Origin of the sequence: Nocardioides sp. 503 (assembly GCF_004522095.1) — a bacterium.
In the GTDB taxonomy this organism is placed as follows: domain Bacteria; phylum Actinomycetota; class Actinomycetes; order Propionibacteriales; family Nocardioidaceae; genus Nocardioides.
Map to the genome: position 1 here is coordinate 1,309,461 of NZ_SPUI01000003.1, position 23,213 is coordinate 1,332,673.

The window sequence follows — 23,213 nt, forward strand, 5'->3', positions numbered from 1 at the left end:
GTTGCGGCCATGGCCAAGCGCAACCGCAGCATCCGTCGAGAGAACCTCCCCGCCGGCGAGGTCGGCCCCCGCCAGCCCTGCCCGTGCGGCTCGGGCAAGCGCTACAAGGCGTGCCACGGCGCCAAGGGCGGCGCGCCCGACGTGTTCGTCGGCCGCACCTTCGAGGGGCTGCCCTCGGAGTGCGACATCGTGGCGCTGCGCGAGCTCGTCCCGGCGGCCACCGCGCCGCTGACGGTCCCCACCGCCGGCGACCGCCCCGTCGTGCTGTGCTCGCTGCTGCCGATGGCGGTGCCGGCGATGTCGCGCGACAGCGGCCAGGTCTGGCTGGGCCTGCAGGTGCAGCACAACTACGGCGACCCCTCGCGCGACCTGGCCGCGGTGCTCACCCGCGCCCTGGAGGCCGAGCCCGGCATCGTGGGCCTGACCGAGGCGCCCGGCGAGGGCCCCCGGCTCCAGGACCTGGTCACGGGCACCTCGCTGGACGTGACCGTCCACGACGGCTTCGACTTCTGGGTCAGCGACGTCGAGGACACCAGCGGCATGGAGGCCGCCCTCGAGCAGGCCAACCAGCAGGCGACGCCCACGGCCCGGCTGACGTCGGTCGAGGCGGCGTACTGGACCAACGTCGGCAGCAAGGAGCACCTGCGCTGGGTCATGCCCGAGCCGGAGGACCAGCTGCTCGACGCGCTGGCCCGCCTGCACGCCGCCGGTCAGGACTCGATCGCGACCGACTCGCGCCTGGTCGGCATGTTCCGCGCCCACGGGCTGCTCGCGCCGGTCTGGGACCTGCCGGTCGGCACCGGCGCGGAGGTGCTCGAGGACAGCGCGGCGGCGTTCGCGAAGGACCTCGCCGAGGCGCTCGCGGACACCTCCGACCTCACCACCGAGCAGCGGGCCGCGCGCTCGGGTCTGGCCAACCGCCAGGTGACCATCCGCTGAGTCCCCGAGAGTTGGCCCGGGCGCGGCGGAGCGTTTAGATTTGTCGCTGGCTCGGTCGCTGCCGAATCCCCCGTTGGCAGCGGCCGAGCCGCTTGCTTCCCTCCGCCCGTGCGGGTGCCGGGCTCAGCCCAGGCGCGACTCGGCGACCGCGTCGAGGGCCTTCTTGAACGACGGCATCTCCTCGCACAGCTGGCGCACCGTCTCGTCGGTGAAGTGGATCACCTCGAGCGGCGTGAGCGCCACGATCGAGGCGTTGCGGAGCTTGTGGCCGATGATCGCCTGCTCGCCCATGACGTCGCCGGGGCCCAGCTGGGCGATCTCGGTGCCGTCGCGGCGCACCGAGACGGTGCCGTCGATGAGGATGTAGGCCTTGTCGGCGGGCGTCCTCTCCCAGATCGGCGACCAGCCCTGGGGCAGCCGCACGTGGCGGCCCTGCGCGCTGATGCGCGCGACCTCCTGCGGGGTGAACGTGTCGAAGAACGAAGCCATGCCGTGCCCTTTCGCCGTGGGGCCCTCCCCGCAGGGGATCCTCTCCCGCGCCGCGGGCACTGTCCAGCAGCGGTCCACCCCGGCGCGGGGAGAGCCCGCGCTACACCAGCGGGTCGCGGGCGACGGGGCAGCTCATGCAGCGCGGGCCGCCACGGCCCGACCCGAGCTCGGAGCCGGCGATCCGCACGACCTCGATGCCGGCGTCCTCCAGGCGGTCGTTGGTCTCGTCGTTGCGCTCGTAGGCCACCGCGACCTTGGGCGCCAGCGCGAGGGTGTTGTTGCCGTCGTCCCACTGCTCGCGCTCGGCGGTGACCGGGTCCAGGCCGGTGTCGATCTGGTGCAGCTGGTCGATGCCCATCGCCTTGGCGGCCGCCACCAGGAACGGCTCGGCCTCGGCCACCAGCAGCCGCAGGGTGCCGTCGTCGTCCTGGCCGTCCTGCGTGACGGCGTACGCCGTGAGGGTGTGCGCGACGTTGGGGTACATCACGACCTTGTCGACGTCGACCATCGTGCAGACCGTGTCGAGGTGCATGGTCGCGCGCTCCTGGGCGATCGGGACGGCGAGCACGGTGTCGGCCAGGGAGGCCTCGAACACCTGCCGCGCGAGCCGCTCGACGCCGGCCGGGGTCGTGCGCTCGCCGACGCCCACCGCGATCACGCGCGGCGCCAGCAGCAGTACGTCGCCGCCCTCGACGTGCTCGAAGTGGTGGCCCAGGATGCGGGGCGAGTCGGCGAAGCGCGGGTGCAGGCTGTAGATGATCTCGGTCAGCTGCGACTCGCGCTTGCGCGCCGGCATCGCCAGCGAGGTGATGGCGATCCGGTCGTGCACCCACACCGAGGAGTCGCGCGTGAAGAGCAGGTTGGGCAGCGGGTCGACGAGGAAGTCGTCGTGGGCCAGCAGGGAGGTGACGAGACCGAAGCCACCGCGCACCTCGTCGTTGCGGATGCCGGCGGTGAGGTAGCCGGTCAGGTCCTCGGCGCTCGCGTCGTGCAGCATCCCGTTGAGGTAGCCGCGCATCGTGTCGCCCAGGTCGAGGTCGGCCAGGGCGGTGGCGATCGCGCTGTCGCGGGCCGCCTGGGTCTCGAGCGTCTCGGTCAGCAGCTCGGTGAGGTAGAGGACCTCCACGTCGCGCGAGCGCAGGGCCTCGGCGAACGCGTCGTGCTCCTCCTGGGCCCGCGCCACCCACGGGATGCCGTCGAAGAGCAGCTTGTCGTTGTTGCGGGGCGTCAGGCGCTTGAGCTCGTTGCCGGGCCGGTGCAGCATCACGGTCCGCAGCCGGCCGACCTCGCTGTCCGCTCCGTGGGTCGCAGTCATGAGCCCACACTAGGGCCCGGGGCGGCGCTCGGGGGTCAGCGCACCAGCTCGTAGATCGTGAGGGCGGCGAGCACGAGGCACACGACCGCCCCGAGGTAGTGCAGCACGTGGATCGAGATGAAGCGCAGCAGGCTGCGACCCACGATCACCGCTAGCGCGCTCACGGTCAGCAGCGCCCCGAGGGCGCCGACGAAGACGCTCAGCGGCGCCTCGTACTTCGCCACCAGCGACAGCGTCAGCAGCTGGGAGAGGTCGCCCCACTCGGCCGCGAAGAGCACGAGGAACGACGCCAGCACGGCGCGGAAGCCCTGCACGGGCTGGGCCTTCTCGGCGAACTCCTCGCCGTCGGCCTCCTGGTGGCTGCGGCCCTCGCGGAAGAGGACGACCGCCCCCACCAGGAACAGCACGATGGCCGCGGTCTTGACGACGTCCGGCGGCAGCAGGGACGCGGCGTGGCCGAGCAGCACCGCGACCAGGGTCTGCACGGTGAAGGCCAGGCCCACCCCGATCCACACGAGGATCGGCCGGTACTTGGTGGCCAGCACGAGCGTCGCCAGGAACGTCTTGTCCGGCAGCTCCACGAGGAAGATCGCCCCGAAGGTGAGCGCGACGGCGGCGAGGTCCATGGGTGCCATTCTCCGTGGTCCGCAGGCGTGGGCCCACTCAGGGTGGGCTCACCCGGGCCAGCCGTGTGAGGTACGCCGCGATGCCGGCCGCGCCCTGCATCCAGCCCGTTCCGGGCGGCAGCAGCGGGTCCGGCTGCTCGGGGGCCACGAACCGCCAGCAGGCCCCGTCGCCGTCACGCACCGCCCGCTCGACCAGCGCGTCCCCGAGCCGGCGTGCGAAGGCGAGGTCGTGCGCGTCGCCGCCGGACTGCCACGCGTCGAGGACGATCTCGCCCACGCCGGCGGTGCCGCAGCAGCGCCCGTCGTTGTCCCAGAAGCCGGGGCGCAGCCGCTCGGGCAGGCCGGAGGAGACGACGCTCGCCAGCAGGCGGCGCCGCCAGGTCGCGGGCGGCTCCCCGGCCACGGACGGCACGCCGGCCCGCTCGAGCGCCGCGAAGAGCTGGGAGGTGCCGGCGGCGCCGTGGCACCAGCCGAACGAGTAGGGCTCCTCGTCGGGCAGCGGCTCGGGCGCGTAGCGGGGCAGGACGACGCCGTCGCCGCTCGGCACGGCCAGCGTCACGAGGTGCGCGGCCCCGGCCGTGGCGGTCTCGACGAGGTCCGCGCGGCCGAGCGCCTCGCCGGCCAGGGCCAGCGCTGCGGCGATGCCGGCGGTCCCGTGCGACCAGTTGGGCATCTCGGTGGCCGGCGTGGTGCGGAAGCGCTCCGGCACGAACCGCCACCGCAGGCCGCCCTCGGCCGGCTCCGCCTCGGCGAGGAGCACACCGGCGGCGTGCTCGGCCACCTCGCGCGCGCCCGTCACGTCGTGCTCGAGCCCGGTCACGGCCGCCAGCAGCACCCCGGCGGTGCCGAGGGTCGCGTCGCTGATGCGCGCGCCGGGGAGGAACTTCGGCGGCGTCGTGACCGTCTGCGCCCAGCCGTCCGGCGTCGCCAGCTCGGCCAGCCGGGCGAACGCCGCCTCGGCCCCGTCGGCCCCGTCGGCGCCGTCGGCGCCGTCGCCACCGTCGGAGCCGAGGGCCAGCAGGGCGCACGCGTCGCCGGGTAGCCCGTCGAACCAGGTGGCGTCGTACGACGTGGGGATGCGTCGCCGCAGCCGCTCGGCCACTCCGAAGGCGAGACGCTCCTCCTCGTCGGTCCACGGACGGGTACGGGCGACCTCGGCGAGAGCCAGGGCGAGCCCGGCCACCCCGCTGTGCAGGCCGTCGCGGTCCGGAGGCGGGCCGGCGTCGTCCGGCCACGGCACGGAGGTCGGCAGCCACGGGCCGTCGTCCCAGCGGACCTGGGCCAGGACCCAGCGCCACGCCTCGGCCGCGACCTCGGCGTACGTCTCGTGCGCGGACACCTCAGGCGAGCGCGAGGGCCCCGCGGCGCCGGCCCTCGGACAGCGAGGTCCGGGTCTGGCGCCACAGCTTGCCGAGCTGGCGCGGGAGGGTGCGGCGGTCGGTCTCGGCGAGCCAGTCGTTGGGCAGCGAGAGCCGCAGCACGCGGTGCCAGGCGCTGGCGACCTGCTGGGGGAGCGGGCGCGCGTTGTAGCTCAGGCCGTAGCGCTCGAACAGCTCCCGCACGCGCGGCGCGATCTCGGCGTAGCGGTTGCTCGGGAGGTCGGGGAACAGGTGGTGCTCGATCTGGTGGGAGAGGTTGCCCGAGAGCAGGTGCATGATCGGCGGGCCCGAGATGTTGGCCGAGCCGAGCATCTGGCGCAGGTACCACTCGCCCTTGGTCTCGCGGGTGTCGAGCTCGCGCATCTCGAACGTCTCCACGCCCTCGGGGAAGTGGCCGCACATGATGATCGAGTGGCTCCACAGGTTGCGCACGAGGTTGGCGGTCGCGTTGGCCGTCAGGGTCGCCAGCCAGCCGGGGCCGGCGAGCAGCGGGTGCACGACGTAGTCCTTGGTGATGCCCTTGGACGCCTTGGCGGCGGCGGCGCGGATGCGCTCGCGCAGCTCCGGGGTGAAGCCCTTGCCCTGGCGCAGGTGCTCGCCGAACTCGATGTCGTACATCGCGATGCCGTACTCGAAGATGCACGCGTTGACGAAGTTCCACAGCGGCTGGGCGAGGTGCCGCGGCTGCCACTCCTGGTCCTCGTCGACGCGCATGATGCCGTAGCCGAGGTCGTTGTCCTGGCCCAGGATGTTGGTGTAGGTGTGGTGCGTCTCGTTGTGCGCGCGCTTCCACTGCGCGGGCGGCGAGGCGTGGTCCCAGTCCCAGGTCGTGGAGTGGATCTTGGGGTCGCGCATCCAGTCCCACTGCCCGTGCAGGACGTTGTGGCCGATCTCCATGTTGTCGAGGATCTTGGCCAGGCTCAGCGCGGCGGTGCCGGCGACCCACGCCGGCGGGAACCGGCCGGCGAGCAGGATCACGCGGCTGGCGAGCTCGAGGCGGCGCTGGACCGCGATCACCCGCCGGATGTAGGCCGCGTCGCGCTCACCGCGCGTGTCGAGGACGTGCTGGCGGATCCGGTCGAGCTCCTCGCCGATCTGCTCCACGTCGTACGGCGTGAGGTGGCGGACCTGGCTGTGGGCCTGTCGTTCGAGCGCAGTCATGGGGTGACCTCTTCGCGATGGGGGCGCGACGTGCGGTACCCATTCTCCCCGATCGCGACGCGACCGCGCGCGCGGCCCGGTCGTGGCGGGAGGTTCTGGGGATTTCCTGGCGGTTCTGGGGCGGAATTCCGGCCCAGAACGTCAGGTTTTTCAGCAGATGCTGAAAAACCTGCCCCTCACGACCGGAACGGGTCGGCCGCGTAGACGCCCAGGATCTTGATGTCGGTGGTGAAGAACGCGAGCTCCTCGAGGGCACGGGACAGGCCGGGGTCGTCGGGGTGGCCGTCGACCTCGGCGAGGAACTGGGTGGCGGCGAAGTGGCCGCCGACCATGTAGCTCTCCAGCTTGGTCATGTTGACGCCGTTGGTGGCGAAGCCGCCGAGGGCCTTGTAGAGCGCCGCGGGCAGGTTGCGCACGTTGAAGATGAAGCTGGTGACCACCGGGCCGTCGCCGGCGGGGGCCTGGACGAGGTCGCGGGAGAGCACCACGAAGCGGGTGGTGTTGTGGTCCTCGTCCTCGACGTCCTTCGCGAGGATCTCCAGGCCGTAGATCTCGGCGGCCAGGGGCGGGGAGATCGCGGCCTGCGTGGGGTCCGCGGCCTCGGCGACCTCGCGGGCGGCGCCGGCGGTGTCGCCGGAGATCAGCGGCACCAGGCCGTGCTCGCGGATGATCTTGCGGCACTGCCCGAGGGCGTGGACGTGGCTGTGCACCGTGCGGACCTGATCCAGTGTCGCGCCGGGCACCCCCATCAGGTGGAAGCGGATCCGCAGGAAGTGCTCCGCGACGATGTGCAGCCCCGAGCCGGGCAGGAAGTGGTGGATGTCCGCGACGCGGCCGGCGATCGAGTTGTCGATCGGGATCATCGCCAGGTCGGCCTCCTCGGCCTCCACGGCGGCGAAGACGTCCTCGAACGACGCGCAGGGCAGCGTGTCCCAGTCGGGGTAGTGCTGGCGGCACACCTGGTGGGAGTTGGCGCCGGGCTCGCCCTGGTAGGCGATGCGTCGAGGGGAAGTCACGCCCAGAGTTTAGGGTCGGCGACGTGGTCTTCCTCGTCGTGCTCAGCCTGGTGGTCGCCCTCGCCTCCCTGACGGTGTCCGCGCTGGTGCTGCGCCGCCTGCGCCGCGCGAGCGACGAGATGGGGGCCGACGCGCTGCCCGAGGACGTCCACGGCCTGCGCCAGGAGGTCGCCGCGCTGCGCGCGGAGGCCCGCGGCTCGCTGCGGCACGTCGCGGTGGTGCGCTACGACGCCTTCGGCGACATGGGCGGGCGGCTCTCGTGGTCGCTGGCGCTCCTCGACGACGGCGGCGACGGCGTCGTCCTCACCTCGATCCACGGGCGCTCCGACGCCCGCGGCTACGCCAAGAACATCGCCGGCTGGACCTGCGACCAGCAGCTCTCGCCCGAGGAGGACGAGGCCATCGCCCACGCCCGGCCGTGAGCGCTGGCCCGCGAGGGCGGGTCGGGTGGACAGTGAGCAGTCGGTGAGCCGAGACAACCTCGGAGGGCGTCGGGCGTCTCATCAGCATGACCACCGACGTGACCACGAGAGGCAGGCCCATGGCCAGGACGCGTGCGGGAGCGCCCCCGACCTTCGGTGAGGCCGAGCTCTCGGAGCTGTACGCCGCCCACCGGCTCTCCCTCGTCCGCCTGGCGATCCTGCTCGTCGACGACCTGGCCTCGGCCGAGGACGTCGTGCAGGACGCCTTCGCGGCGATGGCCGGGCGCCGCGGGCGCCTCGACAACGGCGCGGCCGCGCTGGCCTACCTGCGCACCTCGGTGGTCAACGGCAGCCGCTCGGCGCTGCGCCGCCGGCGTACGGCGCGCGGCTACGTCGCCCCGCACGACACCCCGCCCGACGGGCCGGAGGCCACGGCGGTGCTCGCCGAGGAGCACCGCGAGGTCTACCAGGCGCTCGAGCACCTGGCCCCGCGCCAGCGGGAGGTCCTCGTCCTGCGCTACTGGTCGAACCTCTCCGAGATCGAGATCGCCGAGGCCCTGGGCATCTCCCGGGGCTCCGTGAAGTCCACCGCCAGCCGCGCGCTCGACGCGCTCGAGAGCATCCTCAGCAAGGAGGGCCACCGATGAGCACGATCGAGGACCGCCTCACCCGCGCCCTGCAGGCGCGCGCCGACCAGGTCCAGCCCGAGGACCTGCGCCCGCTCGAGGCCCCCACCGCAGAGGTCCACTGGCTGCGCCGCCCCGCGACGTACCTGGTCGCGGCCGCGGCCTGCGCGGGGATCATCGCGGCACCGTTCGTCCTGGGGGTCGGTGACGGGGACGTCCACCCCCGGCCGCCGGTCGGCTCGCAGGCCGCGGAGCCGACCCTGCCCCCGCAGGAGGACGTCGGCGGCGACTGGCCGATCGAGTTCCCCACGGACCCGGTCGACGTGGACGGCGACAGCGTCGAGGACGCCGTGCGCATCCGGCAGGAGCCCGGGAAGCCGCTCGTCGGCCCGCGGGCCCGCATCGAGGTCGACCTGTCCGCCTCCGGGGACACGGTCTTCGGGCTCGTCGAGAGCTTCGGCGTGCTGGTCAACGTCGCGGACGTCGTGGACCTCGACGGCGACGGCGACCGGGAGCTCACGATCTACCGGGGCGACAGCGACGACAGCAACGGTCCCGAGACCTTCGCGGTGCTCGCGCTGGTCGACGGGCAGCTCGTGGAGGCGTCGCAGCCCGACGAGCCGGCGCTCACCACCGGCACCGTGCCCGCCGAGGACGGCCGCGGGCGTGACTCACGGGTGTTCGTGCGGGAGGGCGCCCTCTACTCCTACCTCTCGGTCGACGCCTTCTCCGGCGGCGAGCCGCTCGCGCTGCCGCAGACCTACCCGGTCGAGGTCACGCGCTGGTCGCTCGTCGACGGGGCGCTGGTCCCCGGCGAGCCCGACCGCCAGTGCGTCGACCACGCCGCCACCGACCCCATGACCTACGACGGGCTGCCGATCGCGTGCCTCGACGGTGACGGCACCGCGGTGCCGCAGCTGTTCCCGGCGGCCGAGGCCACCATCGGTGTCGGGGGGTCGGAGGACTACGAGCTCGACGGCGAGCCCGTCACCGTCACCCTGGAGCGCAGCCGGGTGGTCCTGACCGGCGCCGGTCCCGAGCGGTCGGTCCCGCTCCCGCAGGGCGGGGAGCCGGTGCTGTTCATCGACCAGCTCCTGGTGCCGGGCGACGAGCTCTCGCTGCTGGTGCGCCAGGAGTCCGGGGAGTTCGACGAGCTGACCGTGGTCACGACCTTCGACGGCGGCTTCTTCGCCGCCGAGGTCCCCGACGGGGTGCTGTTCGGCAACGGCGCCACCGACGCCGGGACCTACGACACCACCATCGGCGCGGACCGCACGCTCTACACACGGCTCCTGACCGACCCCGACAGCCAGGAGTACGAGGTGAGGTCGTGGACCCTCGGGGGCACGGTCGCGGCTGGCACCGCTCCGCCGCTGCAGCCACTGAGCCAGGGCTGCGTCCGCATCGACGAGACGCTCAGCCCGCCGACCGTCCAGCGCTGCTGACGGACCGGCGGTCAGGGCTCGAGGGTGTAGCCCAGCCCGCTCGTGGTCACGAGGTGGCGCGGGTGGGCCGGGTTGTCCTCGAGCTTGCGGCGCAGCTGGGCGGCGTAGACCCGGAGGTAGTGGCCCTCGTGCTCGTAGCCCGGTCCCCACACCTCGCGCAGCACCTGCTCGCGGGGGACCAGCCGCCCGAGGTTGCGGGCCAGCAGCTCCAGGAAGGCCCACTCCGTGGGCGTCAGCCGTACGTCGGTCCCGTCGCGCGCGACCCGCTTGCGGGCGAGGTCGATGAGGAGGCCGCCGACCTGCACCGTCGAGACCGTCGGGGCGACCTCCTCGGCCCGGCGCACCGCCGCCCGCAGGCGGGCCATCAGCTCGTTCATGGCGAAGGGCTTGGTGACGTAGTCGTCGGCGCCGAGGTCGAGCGCCTCGACCTTGTCCTCGCCGTGCTGGCGCGCCGAGAGCACCACGATCGGCACGCTGGTCCAGCCCCGCAGCCCGGAGATGACCTCGGTGCCGTCGAGGTCGGGCAGCCCCAAGTCGAGCAGCACCACGTCGGGGTGGGTGGTCGCGGCGGCGTCCAGCCCGCTGCGGCCGTCGGCGGCGGTGACGACCTCCCAGCCGTGGGAGCGCAGGTTGATCGCGAGGGCCCGGGCGAGGGCGGGCTCGTCCTCGACGACCAGCACCTTGTGGCTCACGCGTCCGCCTCCTCGGGTGCCCGCGGCACCGACACCACCATCGTCAGGCCCCCGCCGGGGGTGTCCTCCGCCGACAGCGTGCCACCCACGGCCTCGGTGAGCCCGCGCGCGACCGCGAGGCCGAGGCCCAGGCCGCCGGGCGAGCTGTCGCCGAGGCGCTGGAAGGGCTCGAACATCCGCTCGCGCTGGTCGGGCGGTACGCCGGGGCCGCGGTCGACGACCATGACCTCGACCGAGTCCGGCAGCACGTGGGCCAGCACCCGCACGGGCGCCCCCTCGGAGACCCGCACGGCGTTGCCGACGAGGTTGGCCACCACGCGCTCGAGGAGTCCGGGGTCGGTGAGGACCAGCGGCACGGACTCGGCGACGTCCAGCGACACCGCCCCGGGCGGATGACCCGTCACGGCGATCGGCAGCACCTCCTCCAGCGACAGCGGACGCAGCACCGGGTGCAGCAGGCCCGTCTGGAGGCGGGACAGGTCGAGCAGGTTGTCGATGAGCCGCTCGAGCTGGTCGGTGGACCCCTCCAGCGCGTCCAGCAGCGTCTGCCGGTCGGTGGGGTCGAGGTCGCCCGAGACCAGCCCGTCGACCGCCGTGCGCATCGTGGCCAGCGGCGTGCGCAGGTCGTGGCTGACCGCCCGCAGCAGGGCCGTGCGGGTCGCCTCGGCGCTCTCCAGGGTGGCGGCGTGCTCGTCGCGCTCGCGCAGCCGGCGGTACTCCAGCACCAGGCTGGTCTGCAGCGCGAACGCCTCCAGCACCCGCTGGTCGGAGGCCCGCAGCCGCTCGCCGCGCAGGCACAGCACGTGCTCGTCGTCGACGCGCACCTGCGTGTCGCCCTGGTCGGGGGCGCAGGCGTGCTCCGGCCCGCTGGAGGTCACCACCGACCAGCCGGACCCGGAGCGGCCCAGCAGCGACACCGACTGCTGGGCGAAGGTCTCGCGGACCCGGGCGACGATCGCGTCGGCGGTGTCCTGACCGGTCAGCACCGAGCGCGACAGGGCGCTCATGGTGGCGGCCTCGCCCCGGGCGCGGGTGGCCTCGCCCGCCCGCCGGGAGGCGCGGTCGACGACGGTCGCGACCCCGACCGCGACGGCGACGTAGACGCCGAGCGCGACCACGTCGCTGCCCTGCGCGATGGTCAGCCGGCCGAGAGGCGGGGCGAAGTAGTAGTTCAGCGTCATGAAGCTGACCACCGCCGCGAGCAGGGCGGGCAGCAGGCCGCCGACGAGCGCCACCACGACGGTGCACGCGAGCAGGAGGAGCTCGGCGACCGCCAGCTGGTCGGTCTCGCCCGACCGGTCGAGCGCGAGCGCCATCACCACCGGCAGGGCGAGGGCCAGGACCCAGCCGGCCGCCTGCCTCGCTCGCGAGAGCGGCGAGAGGAACGACCGCGTGCGGGCCGCGCGGGCGACCTCGTCGTGGGTGACGAGGTGGACGTCGATGGCGCCGGCCAGGGAGGCGATCCGGTCGCCGGTCGTGCCGGCGACCAGCCGGCGCAGGCGCCCGTGGCGGCTGACGCCCACGACCACCATCGTGGCGTTGGCGCCGGAGGCGAAGTCGACCACCGCGGCCGGGACGTCCTCGCCCACCACGGAGTGGAAGGTCCCGCCCAGCGAGGCCACCAGCTCCTGTGCCCGCCCGAGTCGCCGGTCGTCGGGGGAGCGCAGGCCGTCGTCGGCGACGACGTGGACGGCGAGCAGGTCGGCGCCGGCGGCCCGCTGCGCCAGCCGCGCCCCGCGGCGCAGCAGCGTCTCGCTCTCGGCCCCGCCGGTGACCGCGACGACGATCCGCTCCTTGGCCGGCCAGGTCTCCGCGATCCGGTGGGCCCGGCGGTAGTCGCCCAGCGCGTCGTCGACCCGGTCGGCCAGCCACAGCAGCGCGAGCTCGCGCAGCGCGGTGAGGTTGCCGACCCGGAAGTAGGAGGTGAGCGAGGCGTCGACGTTGTCGGCGGCGTAGATGTTGCCGTGCGCCATCCGCCGCCGCAGCGCGTCGGGGTCCATGTCGACGAGCTGGATCGAGTCGGCGGTGCGCACGACCCCGTCGGGCACGGTCTCCTGCTGCCGGACGCCGGTGATCCGCGCGACCTCGTCGTTGAGCGACTCCAGGTGCTGGATGTTGACGGTCGTGATGACCGAGATCCCGGCCGCGCGGATCTGCTCGATGTCCTCGACCCGCTTGGCGTGGCGGCTGCCCGGCACGTTGGTGTGGGCGAGCTCGTCGACCAGCACGACGGCGGGGGCCCGGGCGATGACCGCCTCGGTGTCCATCTCGGTGAACGTCGAGCCGCGGTAGGTCACCTCGCGCCGCGGGACGACCTCCAGGTCGCCGACCATCTCCTCGGTGTGGGCGCGCCCGTGCGTCTCGACGTACCCGACCACCACGTCCGTGCCGCGCTCGCACCGACGCCGGGCCTCGCCCAGCATGGCGTAGGTCTTGCCCACCCCCGGCGCGGCGCCGAGGTAGACGCTCAGCCGACCTCGGCGCGGCTCGTCGACCATGTCCCCACTATCCCAGTGCGGCGAGGACCGCGGCGTCGAGCGTCAGGACGTTGACGTGCGGCTCGCCGAGGACGCCGAGCGTGCGGCCGTCGGTGTGGTCCTCCACCAGCCGGCGCACCTCGTCCTGGTCGAGGCCGGTGAGCCGGGCCACGCGCGGCACCTGGAGGGCGGCGTACGCCGTCGAGATGTGCGGGTCGAGACCGGACGCCGACGCGGTCACCGCGTCCGCGGGCACGGCCGAGGCGTCCACGCCCTCGCGCTCGGCGACCTCGGCCTTGCGCTCCTCGATCGTGGTGACCAGCTCGGGGCTGAGCGGGCCGAGGTTGGAGCCGTAGGTGCTCAGCAGGTCGTAGCCGTCGCCGGCGGCCGAGGGCCGCGGCTGGAAGAGCCGCTCGTCGTCGACGACCTGCCCGACGATCGCCGACCCGACGGCGTCGCCGCGGTCGGTGGTGTGCGAGCCGTCGGCGGTGACCAGCGAGCCGTCGGCGTGCCACGGCATCGTGGCCTGGGCGATCCCGGTGATCGCCAGGGGGTAGGCGACGCCGAGGACCAGGGTCATCAGCACGAGCACGCGGAGCCCGGCCAGGCTGGTGCGGAAGAGCGTGTGCAGGTCTTTCATGGCGGTGTCCTCAGAGTCCGGGGATGAGCGAGATGACGAGGTCGAGCAGCTTGATGCCGACGAACGGCGCGACCAGGCCGCCGACGCCGTAGAGCAGGAGGTTGCGGCGCAGCAGGGCCGTCGCGGACGACGGCGAGTAGCTCACGCCGCGCAGGGCCAGCGGGATCAGCGCGACGATCACGAGCGCGTTGAACACGACCGCGGAGACGATCGCCGACTCGGGGCTGCTGAGCTGCATCACGTTGAGCACGTCGAGCTGCGGGAAGGCGACCACGAACATCGCCGGCAGGATGGCGAAGTACTTCGCCACGTCGTTGGCGACCGAGAACGTCGTCAGCGCGCCGCGGGTGATGAGCAGCTGCTTGCCGATCTCGACGATGTCGAGGAGCTTGGTCGGGTCGGAGTCCAGGTCGACCATGTTGCCGGCCTCCTTGGCCGCGGTCGTGCCGGTGTTCATGGCGACGCCGACGTCGGCCTGGGCCAGCGCGGGGGCGTCGTTGGTGCCGTCACCGCACATGGCGACCATGCGGCCGCCCTCCTGCTCCCGGCGGATCAGCGCCAGCTTGTCCTCGGGCGTGGCCTCGGCGAGGACGTCGTCGACCCCGGCCTCGGCGGCGATGGCCCGGGCGGTCACCGCGTTGTCGCCGGTCACCATGACCGTGCGGATGCCCATGGCGCGCAGGTCGGCGAAGCGCTCGCGGATGCCCTCCTTGACGACGTCCTTGAGGTGGATGACGCCCAGCAGCCGGGCAGGGCCCTCCCCGCGCTGCTCGGCGACCACCAGCGGCGTGCCGCCGCTCGAGCTGACCCGGTCGACGAGCTCGTCGAGCTCGGCCGAGGCCTCGCCGCCGGAGTCACGGACCCACTGGACGGCCGCGGACGCGGCGCCCTTGCGGACCCTGAGGTCGTCGGCGTCCAGGCCGCTCATCCGCGTGGTGGCGGAGAACTCCACGAGCGTGGCACCGGCCGGGACCGGACGGCCCTCGCCGATCAGGGCCACGATGCTGCGGCCCTCGGGGGTCTCGTCGGCCAGGGAGGACAGCAGCGCCGCCTCCACCAGGTCGTCGCGGGCGACCCCGGTGATCGCGAGCAGCTCCGAGGCCTGCCGGTTGCCGTAGGTGATCGTGCCGGTCTTGTCGAGCAGCAGCACGTCGACGTCGCCGGCCGCCTCGACCGCGCGCCCCGACATGGCGAGCACGTTGCGGCGTACGAGGCGGTCCATGCCGGCGATGCCGATGGCCGACAGCAGCGCCCCGATGGTCGTCGGGATCAGGCAGACCAGCAGCGCCGTCAGGACGATCAGCGACTGGTGCGCGCCGGCCTGGTCGGCGATGGGGTAGAGCGTGGCGCACACCACCACGAACACCACGGTGAGCGCCGTCAGCAGCACGTTGAGCGCGAGCTCGTTGGGCGTGCGCTGCCGCTCGGAGCCCTCGACCAGGGCGATCATCCGGTCGACGAAGGACTGGCCCGGCTCGGAGGTGATCCGCACGACGATCCGGTCGGACAGCACCACGGTGCCGCCCGTGACCGCGCTGCGGTCGCCGCCGGACTCCCGGATCACCGGGGCCGACTCGCCGGTCACGGCCGACTCGTCGACCGAGGCCACGCCCTCGACGACGTCGCCGTCGCCGGGGATGCGCTCGCCGGCCTCGACGACCACGCGGTCGCCGGTGCGCAGGGCGGTGCTCGGCACCGCCTCCTCGCTGCCGTCGGTGCGCAGGCGGCGGGCGGTGGACTCCTGCTGCAGGGCACGCAGGCTGGCCGCCTGCGCCTTGCCGCGGCCCTCGGCGACCGCCTCGGCCAGCGTGCCGAACAGCACGGTGAGCCAGAGCCAGACGGTCACGAGGACCGAGAGGCTCGAGGGGTCCAGGACCGCCATGACGGTGGTGGCCAGGGCGCCCACCTCGACGACGAGGAGCACCGGGGTGGCCAGCAGGGCGCGGGGGTCGAGCTTGCGGAGGGCGCCGGGCAGCGCCTCGGACAGGGATGAGGCGTTCACGACAGGGACTCCACGATCGGGCCGAGGGCGAGCACGGGCACGTAGGTCAGACCGACCACGACCAGGGCGACGCCCGAGAGGAGGGCCACGAAGAGCGGCCGGTGGGTGGGCAGCGTGCCGGCGCTGGGCGGCGCCTGCTGCTGGGAGGCGAAGCGGCCCGCGAGGGCCAGCACGAAGATCATCGGCAGGAAGCGCCCGACGAGCATCAGGACGCCGAGCAGCGTGTTCCAGAACGGCGTGCCGGAGGTGAGCCCGCCGAACGCGCTGCCGTTGTTGTTGGACGCCGACGTGACGGCGTACAGCGCCTCGGAGAGGCCGTGCGGGCCGCTCTCCTGCAGCCCCGCGAGCCCGTCACCGGCGGTGAGGGCGACCGCGGCGCCGCACAGGACGAGGACCGGCGTGGTCAGCACGTAGAGGGCGACCAGGACGATCTCGCGCTGGCCGATCTTCTTGCCGAGGTACTCCGGCGTGCGTCCGACCATCAGGCCGCAGAGGAAGACCGTCACGATGGCGAGCATCAACATGCCGTAGAGGCCGGAGCCGGTGCCGCCGGGGGCGATCTCGCCCAGCATCATGTTGAAGATCGCGACGCCTCCGCCCGGTGCGGTGAGCGAGTCGTGCATGGAGTTGACCGCCCCGGTCGAGGTGCCGGTCGTGACCGCCCCGAAGAGCGCCGAGCCGGCCTCGCCGAAGCGGACCTCCTTGCCCTCCATCGCGGCTCCGGCGGCGTGCGGCGCGAGGCCGGGACCGGCCATCTCCGACCACGTCATGAGCGCGATCGAGGCGCCCAGCAGCAGCGCCATGACGCTCAGGATCGCGACGCCCTGGCGCCGGTCGCGCACGATCAGCCCGAAGGCCCACGCCATCGCGAAGGGGATCACCAGCATCAGGAAGACCTGGAGCAGGTTGGACAGGGCCGTGGGGTTCTCGAAGGGGTGGGCGGAGTTGACGTTGTAGAAGCCGCCGCCGTTGGTGCCGAGCTGCTTGATGGCCTCCTGGCTGGCCACGGGGCCGCCCGTCAGCTGCTGGTTCCCGCCGGTGAGCGTGCGGACCGGCGAGGTGCCCGACAGGTTCTGGATCGCGCCGAGCGCCACCAGCAGCAGGGCGGAGACCACCGCGCCGGGCAGGAGCACGCGCAGGACGCCGCGCACGAGGTCGGACCAGAAGTTGCCGACGCGGCCGTCGCGCTGGGAGCGGGCCAGGCCGCGGGCGAACGCCGCGGCCGCGGCCATGCCGACCGCAGCCGACACGAAGTTCTGCACCGACAGGCCCGACATCTGCATCAGGTGGCCGACGGTGACCTCGCCGGAGTACCACTGCCAGTTGGTGTTGGTCACGAAGGACACCGCGGTGTTCCAGGCGCCGTCGGAGGGCAGGGCGGAGAACCCCAGCGACAGCGGCAGGTGCTGCTGCAGCCGGCCCAGGCCGAAGAGGGCCAGGATGCTCACGAGCGAGAAGCCGAGCAGCGACACCGTGTAGGTGCGCCAGTGCTGGTCGGCTTCGGGGTCGAGGCGCAGCACCCGGTAGGCGGCGCTCTCGACACGCAGGTGGGTCGGCGAGGTGTAGAGGTGCGCGAGGTAGCGGCCCAGGAAGGGCACGGCCACCGCGAGCGCGGCGACGAGCAGGAGGACCTGCCCGAGGGCGGGGAGGACGTCGCTCATCGGTCGAGCCTCCGGTCGATCACGCCGACCAGGAGGACGGCGAGCGCGAAGAGGACGAGGGTCAGGAGGAGGAAGAGGAGATCGGGCACGCCCCCACTACAGACCCGCCGGGACCGCTCGCCGTACGTCCTTGACGCTTCCTTGACGCCCGCGGGCCGGTTGTTGACGCAATCCGTCGGCCCGGGTGCTTCAGCGTGTGAGCTCGGCGCCCATCGCCGCGACCAGCGCGTGCAGGCCCTTCATCGGCCGGACCATCACGGTGAAGGAGGTGAGCCGGCCGTCGTCGCCCCAGCGCAGCATGTCGACGCCGTGCACGGTGAGCCCGTCGACGACGGACTCGAACTCCAGGACCGCGCTGCCCTCGGCGTACCACTCGTCGACGTAGCGCAGGCCCGGCCCGAGCACGACCATCGCCGCCGCGAGGTACGCCGTGGTGACCGCCTTGCCCTCCTGCGGGGTGTGGACCGCGGGCGATCGGAACACCACGTCGTCGGCGAGCAGCTCGTCGAGGCCGGCGGGGTCGCGCGACGCGGCCACGCGGTGCCAGGCCTCGACGGGGGCCGGTCGTGAGGTCATGCGGTCTCCTTGGTTCAGCGTGGGACGCGGACGAGGAGCCGCCCGTGGACGCACTCCATGTCGAGGGTGCGGCCGGGGCCGACGGAGTCGCCGTCGAGCTGGCGGGGGGTGTCGGTGTGGGCCCTGATCGAGACCCGCTGGCCGGTCATGCGGTTGATCGTGTCGTCGGTGCGCGCGCCGCGCGAGAGGACCCGCACGGCGAGCGGGATCCAGGACAGGAAGTGGCGCGGGTGCAGGATCACCACGTCGATGACGCCGTCGTCGATGGAGGCGTCGGGCAGCAGCGGCATCCCGGCCTGCAGGAAGCCGACGTTGCCGACGACGATCGTGCGGGCGCGGTGGGTGGTGGCCTCGGCGCCGTCGATGCTGATGTCGACCTTGACCGCGGGGAACATCAGCGACTTCAGGCCCGACACGACGTAGGCGACCCAGCCGACGCGCTTCTTGAGGTCCTCGTTGACGCCCTCCATGATCGCGGCGTCGAAGCCCATGCCGGCCATCACCATGAAGTGGCTGTCCTCGAGGTGGTCGCCGGTCACCTTGACCATGTCGATGGCGCGGTCCTGGCCGGTGAGGGCGATGTCGATGGCGGCGCGGATGTAGAGGGGGATGTCCAGGTTGCGGGCCAGCAGGTTGCCGGTGCCGGCCGGGACGATGCCGACCGGGATGCCGGTGCCGGCGAGCTCGGCGCACACCTCGCGCACGGTGCCGTCGCCGCCGCACACGATCACCAGCGCGGCGCCCTCGACCGAGGCCCGCTCGGCCTGGCCGGTGCCGGAGTCCTCGACGGTCGTGAGGTGCCACGACGGCGTGGACCAGCCGGCTTCGACGGCCATGGCGTCGACGATCGCCTGGAACTGGCCGACGTCCTCGACCTTGATCGGGTTGAGCACGACCGCGAGCTTGCGCCCGTGGGGCAGCACCTCCGCGAGCGGCTCGCTCTTCTTCGCGTGGCTGCGGGGCAGCGGGTTGAGGACCACGAGGCCGAGCAGCACGACGCCGGCGCCGAGCAGCACCCCGCCGATCACGTCGGTCGGGAAGTGGCGGCCCAGCAGGACCCGGTCCAGGCAGACGGCGACGACCACCAGGACGACCAGGAGGCCGATCAGGCGGCGGATGTTGGGCCGGCGCAGCAGCATGGTCGCCAGCACGACGACCACCCCGCCGAGCGCCGCGACCGACGAGGCGTGGCCCGAGGGGAAGGCGTTGTTGCTCAGGAGCCACTCGGTCTCCTGCCACTCCGGCCGGTCCCGGCCGACCGCGAGCTTGATCAGCGTGGTCGCCACGGACGTCGAGGCCATCACCGCGGCCGTGTAGTAGGCCGCGCGCCGGTGGCCCTTGACGAACATCGCGACCGCGAGCACGACCGTGTACGCCGTCATCGCGACCGTGCCGAAGCCCACCTCCACGACCCGCAGCACGTGGCGCAGCGTGGCGTCGTCCACCGCCCAGCCGCGGACGGTGTTGCCGCGGTCGTCGAAGGAGGCGAGTCCCGCCCAGCCCTGCACGACCGCCACGGCGAGCACCGCCAGGACGGCGAGGCACAGCACGCTCCAGCTGAGCAGGAAGGCGCGGGTACGGTCGAGCACGGCGACCAGTATGGGCGACGGGGTCGTCACCGCGGCCGACCAGGGGCAACTCGGATGAGCTGCGCCACGTCGCCCCGATAGCCTGAGGCCATGATCGACCCACGCATCCTCCGAGACGACCCCGACCGCGTCCGCGCCGCCCAGGCCAAGCGCGGGCTGTCCGACGAGGTGGTCGACCGGGCGCTCTCCGCCGACACCGCCCGCCGGGCCGCGATCGTCGCCTTCGAGGCCAAGCGCGGCGAGCAGAAGCGCCTCGGCAAGCTCATCCCGCAGGCGCAGGGGGACGAGAAGCAGGCCCTCCTCGTGCAGACCAAGACCCTCTCGGCCGAGGTCAAGGAGGCCGAGGCGGCACAGGCCGCCGCCGAGGAGGAGTGGCAGCAGGCCCTGCTGTCCATCCCCAACCTCGCCGAGGACGACGTCCCGGCCGGCGGCGAGGACGACTTCGTCGTGCTGGAGACCGTCGGCACGCCCGCGGAGTTCGACTTCGAGCCGCGCGACCACATCGAGCTCGGCCGCCTGCTGGGGGCGATCGACCTCGAGCGCGGCGCCAAGGTGTCGGGCTCGCGCTTCTACTTCCTGACCGGCATCGGCGCGGAGCTGGAGTTCGCGCTGATCAACCTCGCCAACGAGACCGCCCGCGACTTCGGCTTCACCCAGGTCATCGCCCCGTCGATGGTCAAGCCGCGCGCCATGGACGGCACCGGCTTCCTCGGCCAGGCCGCCGACGACGTCTACCGCATCGAGGGCCAGGACATGTACCTCGTCGGGACCTCGGAGGTCCCCATGGCGGCGTACCACTCCGACGAGATCCTCGACGGCGCCTCGCTGCCGCTGCGCTACGCGGCGTTCAGCCCCTGCTTCCGCAAGGAGGCCGGCTCGCACGGCAAGGACACCAAGGGCATCATCCGGGTCCACTGGTTCGACAAGGTGGAGATGTTCGTCTACTCCACGACCGAGGAGTCCTACGCCGAGCACCGGCGCCTGCTCGAGATCGAGAAGGCCTTCCTCGACAAGCTCGAGCTGGCCTACCGGGTCATCGACGTCGCCGCCGGCGACCTCGGCCTGTCGGCGCAGCGCAAGTTCGACTGCGAGGCGTGGATCCCGACGCAGGGCAAGTACCGCGAGCTCACGTCGACCTCCAACTGCACGGAGTTCCAGACCCGGCGCCTCGACACCCGCGGCCGCTTCGGCGACGAGGTCAAGGCCATCTCGACCCTCAACGGCACGCTGTGCGCGATGACCCGCACCATCGTGGCGATCCTCGAGACCCATCAGCAGGCCGACGGGTCCGTGCGGGTGCCCAAGGCGCTGCAGTCGTTCCTCGGCGGCCGCGAGGTCCTCGCGCCGGTCACCGCGTGAGCACGCCCGACGGCTGGCGGCCCGGCATCGTCGCCCTGGACATCGACGGCACCCTGCTCAAGTGGGTCGAGGGCGCGGGCATGACCTACGAGCAGGTCGAGCCGGCGGTCTACGACGCCGTGCACCGCGCGCTCGACGCCGGCGCCCACGTGGTGCTCGCCAGCGGGCGCTCCCCCCACGGCATGACGCCGATCGCCGACCTCCTCGACCTGCGCGGGCAGGGCGAGGAGCGGGTCTGGGTCGTCGCCAGCAACGGCGCGGTCATCTTCCGCTACCCGCCCCTGGAGGTCGTGCGCGAGGAGACCTTCGACGCCGGGCCCGCGGTCAAGGCGGTCCTGGAGCGCCAGCCCGGCGCCATCGTCGCCGTCGAGGAGCGGGGCGTGGGCTACCGCGTCTCCACGCCGTTCCCCGAGGGCGAGCTGTCCGGCGACATGATCGTCACGCCCGTCGACGAGCTGGTCGCGGGCCCGGTCAGCCGGGTGATCATCCGCGACCCCGAGTCGAGCGCCGACGAGTTCGTCGCCATGGCCGCCGAGCTCGGCCTGCACGGCACCAACTACGTCGTCGGCTGGACGGCCTGGCTCGACCTGTCGCCCGTCGGCGTCTCCAAGGCCTCGGGTCTCGAGTACGTCGCCCGCGAGCTCGGCCTGACCAGCGCGGACGTGCTCGCCATCGGTGACGGCCGCAACGACATCGAGATGCTGCAGTGGGCCGGCCGCGGCGTCGCGATGGGCCAGTCCGTGCAGGACGTCATCGACGTCGCGGACGCCGTGACCGGCTCGGTCTACGAGGACGGCGCCGCCACCGAGATCGACCGGTACTTCGCGTGAGCGACCAGCCGGCGCTCCCGGAGCTGATCCGTTCCGAGCGGCTCCGGCTGGTGCTCCTCACGCCGAGCGACGCCGCCGACATGCGCGCCGGGCGGCACCAGGACCGCTGGCACCCCGACTACCCGCGCACCGACGACGTCGACGCGGCCGGGATGCTCCGTGAGGGCGACACCTGGGGGCCGCGCCACGTCGTGCTCGGCGTGCAGGCCGTCGGCAGCATCGGCTGCTACGGGCCGCCGGTCGACGGGGAGACCGAGGTCGGCTACGGGCTGGTCGAGGCGGCCCGAGGGGCCGGCGTCGCCACGGAGGCGCTGCGCGCGCTCACGGCCGAGGCCGACCGCCTCGGCGTCCGGTTGCGGGCCTCCGTCGAGCCCCACAACCGCGCCAGCCTGCGGGTGCTGGCCAAGTGCGGCTTCACCCAGCTGCGCGGCAGCGACGAGGACGGCAACCTGGTCATGGCCAGGCCGCTCCCGTGAGCCGCCCCCGGCTGGTCGCCACCGACCTGGACGGCACGCTGGTGCGCAGCGACGGCACGGTCTCCCCGCGCTCGGCGCGGGTGCTGGCCGACCTGGACGCGCGCGGCGTACCCGTCGTCTTCGTGACCGCCCGCCCGCTGAGGTGGATGGACGAGCTGTGGCCGATGGTGGGCGAGCACGGCCTGGCGATCGTCTCCAACGGCGCGATCCTCTACGACGTCACCCACCGCGCGGTGCGCGAGGTGCGCGGCCTCGAGCCGGCCGCCGGTCTGGCCGTGGTCGACGCGATCGCCGCGGCGCTGCCCGCGGCGACGTTCGCGTTCGAGTCGGTCGACGGGCTCCGGGTCGACGAGCGCTACGTCGACGTCGAGGGCACGGGGGAGGAGACGGCCCGCGGGCCGCTCGCGGAGCTGTGGACCGCCCCCGCCGTCAAGCTCCTCGTGCGCGACCTCGACGCCGACCCCGAGGAGCTGCGCCGGGCCGTGTTCGAGGCGGTGGGCGACGCCGCGGTCGCGACCTGGTCGGTCGACCACCTGCTCGAGATCAGCGCGCCGGGGGTCACCAAGGCGGCCACCCTCGCGCGGGTCGCGACGGAGCTCGGGGTGGAGGCGGCCGACGTGGTGGCCTTCGGGGACATGCCCAACGACCTGCCGATGCTGCGCTGGGCCGGCACGCCGTACGCCGTCGCCAACGCGCACCCCGACGTGCTGGCGGCGGGGCGGGTCGCTCCGAGCAACGACGACGACGGCGTGGCCCGCGTGCTCGAGGAGCTCTTCGGCCCGTGAGCGCGCGCTCCTCGACTGGTGCGCGTCACCACCGATCTGTTGTGATGGGGCCCGTGCTCGCCTCCGTACGCCGTCTGCTCCTCGCCGCGCTCGTGGTGGGCTGCTTCGTCACGGTGGGCGCGGCCCCGGCCCAGGCCGCGTGCTCGTGCGCGGAGGCCGCGACGCCCCTGATGGCGCGCCTCAAGGCCGCCGACGCGGTGTTCACCGGCACCGTCACCTCCGTGGAGCGCCTCGGCAGCGTGCCGTCGGCCCCGGGAGGCGTGGGCGCCGCCAGCCGGGTGTTCACCCAGCAGGTGGAGGCCGAGACCGTCTACAAGGGCCGCGTGGACGCGCCCGCCCAGGTGGTCACCACGACCCCGCAGGTCCGACCCACGTGCGGCCTCGGCCGGCTCGTGAGCGGTGAGCGCTACGTCTTCCTGGTGCAGGCCGCGGGCACCGCCGGCGCCGAGGGCTGGTCCGACGACGGCTGCGCCGGCACCCGCCTGGCGACCGACGCCTACGTCGCGCAGGTCGAGGAGGTGCTCGGCAGCGGTGACCCCGTCACGCCGCCCCCGCCCCCGCCCGCGGCGGTGCTGACCGACGTCGACACCGACGCCCCGACCTCGGTGGGCCGTGCCGTGGCCCCGGGCCTCGCGCTGACGCTCGTGGGGCTGCTCGGGCTGGTGCTCGTGCTGCGGCTGCGCTCGCGCCGCCGCTGAGCCCGCTGGG

General features: G+C 73.4%; 22 protein-coding genes. 9 read left to right on the forward strand and 13 right to left on the reverse strand.

The genetic code is table 11. The annotated features are described in order from the left end of the window. Positions 1-9 precede the first annotated feature (9 nt). Entirely contained in the window at positions 10-939 is a 930-nt protein-coding gene (locus E4622_RS13365) for a DUF5926 family protein (RefSeq protein WP_134740639.1), read from the forward strand. 123 nt (positions 940-1,062) lie between these two features. On the opposite strand, the gene E4622_RS13370 is transcribed toward E4622_RS13365, so the two are convergent. The 6 genes from E4622_RS13370 to E4622_RS13395 all read right to left on the reverse strand — a co-directional run bounded on the left by E4622_RS13370 (position 1,063) and on the right by E4622_RS13395 (position 6,925). After that, positions 1,063-1,428, reverse strand: a complete 366-nt coding sequence (locus E4622_RS13370; protein WP_134740640.1) for a cyclic nucleotide-binding domain-containing protein — start codon at positions 1,426-1,428, stop codon at positions 1,063-1,065. Between the two features lie 100 nt (positions 1,429-1,528). Next, positions 1,529-2,743, reverse strand: coding sequence for an arginine deiminase (locus E4622_RS13375; RefSeq protein WP_134740641.1), 1,215 nt, complete (start codon positions 2,741-2,743; stop codon positions 1,529-1,531). Positions 2,744-2,778: 35 nt separating this feature from the next. Beyond that, positions 2,779-3,369, reverse strand: a complete 591-nt coding sequence (locus E4622_RS13380; RefSeq protein WP_134740642.1) for a TMEM165/GDT1 family protein — start codon at positions 3,367-3,369, stop codon at positions 2,779-2,781. A gap of 37 nt (positions 3,370-3,406) precedes the next feature. Further along, positions 3,407-4,708 carry a lanthionine synthetase LanC family protein gene (locus E4622_RS13385; protein WP_134740643.1) on the reverse strand — a complete coding sequence of 434 codons (1,302 nt, stop codon included), beginning with the start codon at positions 4,706-4,708 and terminating at the stop codon, positions 3,407-3,409. Position 4,709: 1 nt separating this feature from the next. Then, on the reverse strand, positions 4,710-5,909 hold the full coding sequence (locus tag E4622_RS13390) for an acyl-CoA desaturase (protein WP_134740644.1): 1,200 nt from the start codon (positions 5,907-5,909) through the stop codon (positions 4,710-4,712). Between the two features lie 176 nt (positions 5,910-6,085). Continuing rightward, positions 6,086-6,925: a prephenate dehydratase gene (locus E4622_RS13395; RefSeq protein ID WP_134740645.1), complete on the reverse strand. Its 840-nt coding sequence runs from the start codon at positions 6,923-6,925 to the stop codon at positions 6,086-6,088. A 23-nt stretch (positions 6,926-6,948) separates the two neighbouring features. Here E4622_RS13395 and E4622_RS13400 point away from each other — a divergent pair, with 23 nt between their 5' ends. From E4622_RS13400 to E4622_RS13410, 3 genes are all read left to right on the forward strand, one after another. Further along, complete coding sequence (locus E4622_RS13400) at positions 6,949-7,347, forward strand: DUF4446 family protein (RefSeq protein ID WP_209021903.1); 399 nt, start codon at positions 6,949-6,951, stop codon at positions 7,345-7,347. A 119-nt stretch (positions 7,348-7,466) separates the two neighbouring features. After that, positions 7,467-7,994, forward strand: a complete 528-nt coding sequence (locus tag E4622_RS13405) for a SigE family RNA polymerase sigma factor (RefSeq protein WP_209021904.1) — start codon at positions 7,467-7,469, stop codon at positions 7,992-7,994. After that, positions 7,991-9,418, forward strand: coding sequence for a hypothetical protein (locus E4622_RS13410; RefSeq protein WP_134740647.1), 1,428 nt, complete (start codon positions 7,991-7,993; stop codon positions 9,416-9,418). The genes E4622_RS13405 and E4622_RS13410 overlap by 4 nt, the downstream gene beginning before the upstream one ends. Positions 9,419-9,429: 11 nt before the next feature. Here the strand turns inward: E4622_RS13410 and E4622_RS13415 are convergent, their stop codons facing one another. The 7 genes from E4622_RS13415 to E4622_RS13445 all read right to left on the reverse strand — a co-directional run bounded on the left by E4622_RS13415 (position 9,430) and on the right by E4622_RS13445 (position 19,055). Next, positions 9,430-10,110: a response regulator transcription factor gene (locus tag E4622_RS13415; RefSeq protein ID WP_134740648.1), complete on the reverse strand. Its 681-nt coding sequence runs from the start codon at positions 10,108-10,110 to the stop codon at positions 9,430-9,432. Further along, entirely contained in the window at positions 10,107-12,608 is a 2,502-nt protein-coding gene (locus E4622_RS13420; protein WP_134740649.1) for an ATP-binding protein, read from the reverse strand. The genes E4622_RS13415 and E4622_RS13420 overlap by 4 nt, the downstream gene beginning before the upstream one ends. 7 nt (positions 12,609-12,615) lie before the next feature. Then, complete coding sequence (gene kdpC / locus E4622_RS13425) at positions 12,616-13,227, reverse strand: potassium-transporting ATPase subunit KdpC (RefSeq protein ID WP_134740650.1); 612 nt, start codon at positions 13,225-13,227, stop codon at positions 12,616-12,618. Between the two features lie 10 nt (positions 13,228-13,237). Beyond that, the gene (kdpB, locus tag E4622_RS13430; protein WP_134740651.1) at positions 13,238-15,229 is read right to left on the reverse strand and encodes a potassium-transporting ATPase subunit KdpB; all 1,992 of its coding nucleotides are present in this window, start codon (positions 15,227-15,229) and stop codon (positions 13,238-13,240) included. Continuing rightward, complete coding sequence (kdpA, locus tag E4622_RS13435) at positions 15,226-16,890, reverse strand: potassium-transporting ATPase subunit KdpA (RefSeq protein ID WP_134740652.1); 1,665 nt, start codon at positions 16,888-16,890, stop codon at positions 15,226-15,228. Before kdpA ends, kdpB begins: the two co-directional genes overlap by 4 nt. A gap of 189 nt (positions 16,891-17,079) precedes the next feature. Then, positions 17,080-17,466 (reverse strand): nuclear transport factor 2 family protein, encoded by a 387-nt coding sequence (locus tag E4622_RS13440; protein WP_134740653.1) that lies wholly within the window; start codon positions 17,464-17,466, stop codon positions 17,080-17,082. A 14-nt stretch (positions 17,467-17,480) separates the two neighbouring features. Then, positions 17,481-19,055, reverse strand: a complete 1,575-nt coding sequence (locus tag E4622_RS13445) for a YegS/Rv2252/BmrU family lipid kinase (protein WP_134740654.1) — start codon at positions 19,053-19,055, stop codon at positions 17,481-17,483. 90 nt (positions 19,056-19,145) lie between these two features. On the opposite strand from E4622_RS13445, the gene serS reads away from it, so the two are divergent. Genes serS through E4622_RS13470 form a run of 5 tightly spaced genes read left to right on the forward strand, consistent with a single transcriptional unit; the run spans position 19,146 to position 23,203 of the window. After that, the gene (serS, locus tag E4622_RS13450) at positions 19,146-20,414 is read left to right on the forward strand and encodes a serine--tRNA ligase (protein ID WP_134740655.1); all 1,269 of its coding nucleotides are present in this window, start codon (positions 19,146-19,148) and stop codon (positions 20,412-20,414) included. Next, positions 20,411-21,244 (forward strand): HAD family hydrolase, encoded by an 834-nt coding sequence (locus tag E4622_RS13455; protein ID WP_134740656.1) that lies wholly within the window; start codon positions 20,411-20,413, stop codon positions 21,242-21,244. Before serS ends, E4622_RS13455 begins: the two co-directional genes overlap by 4 nt. Then, the gene (locus tag E4622_RS13460) at positions 21,241-21,720 is read left to right on the forward strand and encodes a GNAT family N-acetyltransferase (RefSeq protein ID WP_245156007.1); all 480 of its coding nucleotides are present in this window, start codon (positions 21,241-21,243) and stop codon (positions 21,718-21,720) included. Before E4622_RS13455 ends, E4622_RS13460 begins: the two co-directional genes overlap by 4 nt. Next, complete coding sequence (locus E4622_RS13465) at positions 21,717-22,505, forward strand: Cof-type HAD-IIB family hydrolase (RefSeq protein ID WP_134740657.1); 789 nt, start codon at positions 21,717-21,719, stop codon at positions 22,503-22,505. Before E4622_RS13460 ends, E4622_RS13465 begins: the two co-directional genes overlap by 4 nt. Positions 22,506-22,558: 53 nt before the next feature. Further along, the gene (locus E4622_RS13470) at positions 22,559-23,203 is read left to right on the forward strand and encodes a hypothetical protein (protein WP_134740658.1); all 645 of its coding nucleotides are present in this window, start codon (positions 22,559-22,561) and stop codon (positions 23,201-23,203) included. Positions 23,204-23,213 lie beyond the last annotated feature (10 nt).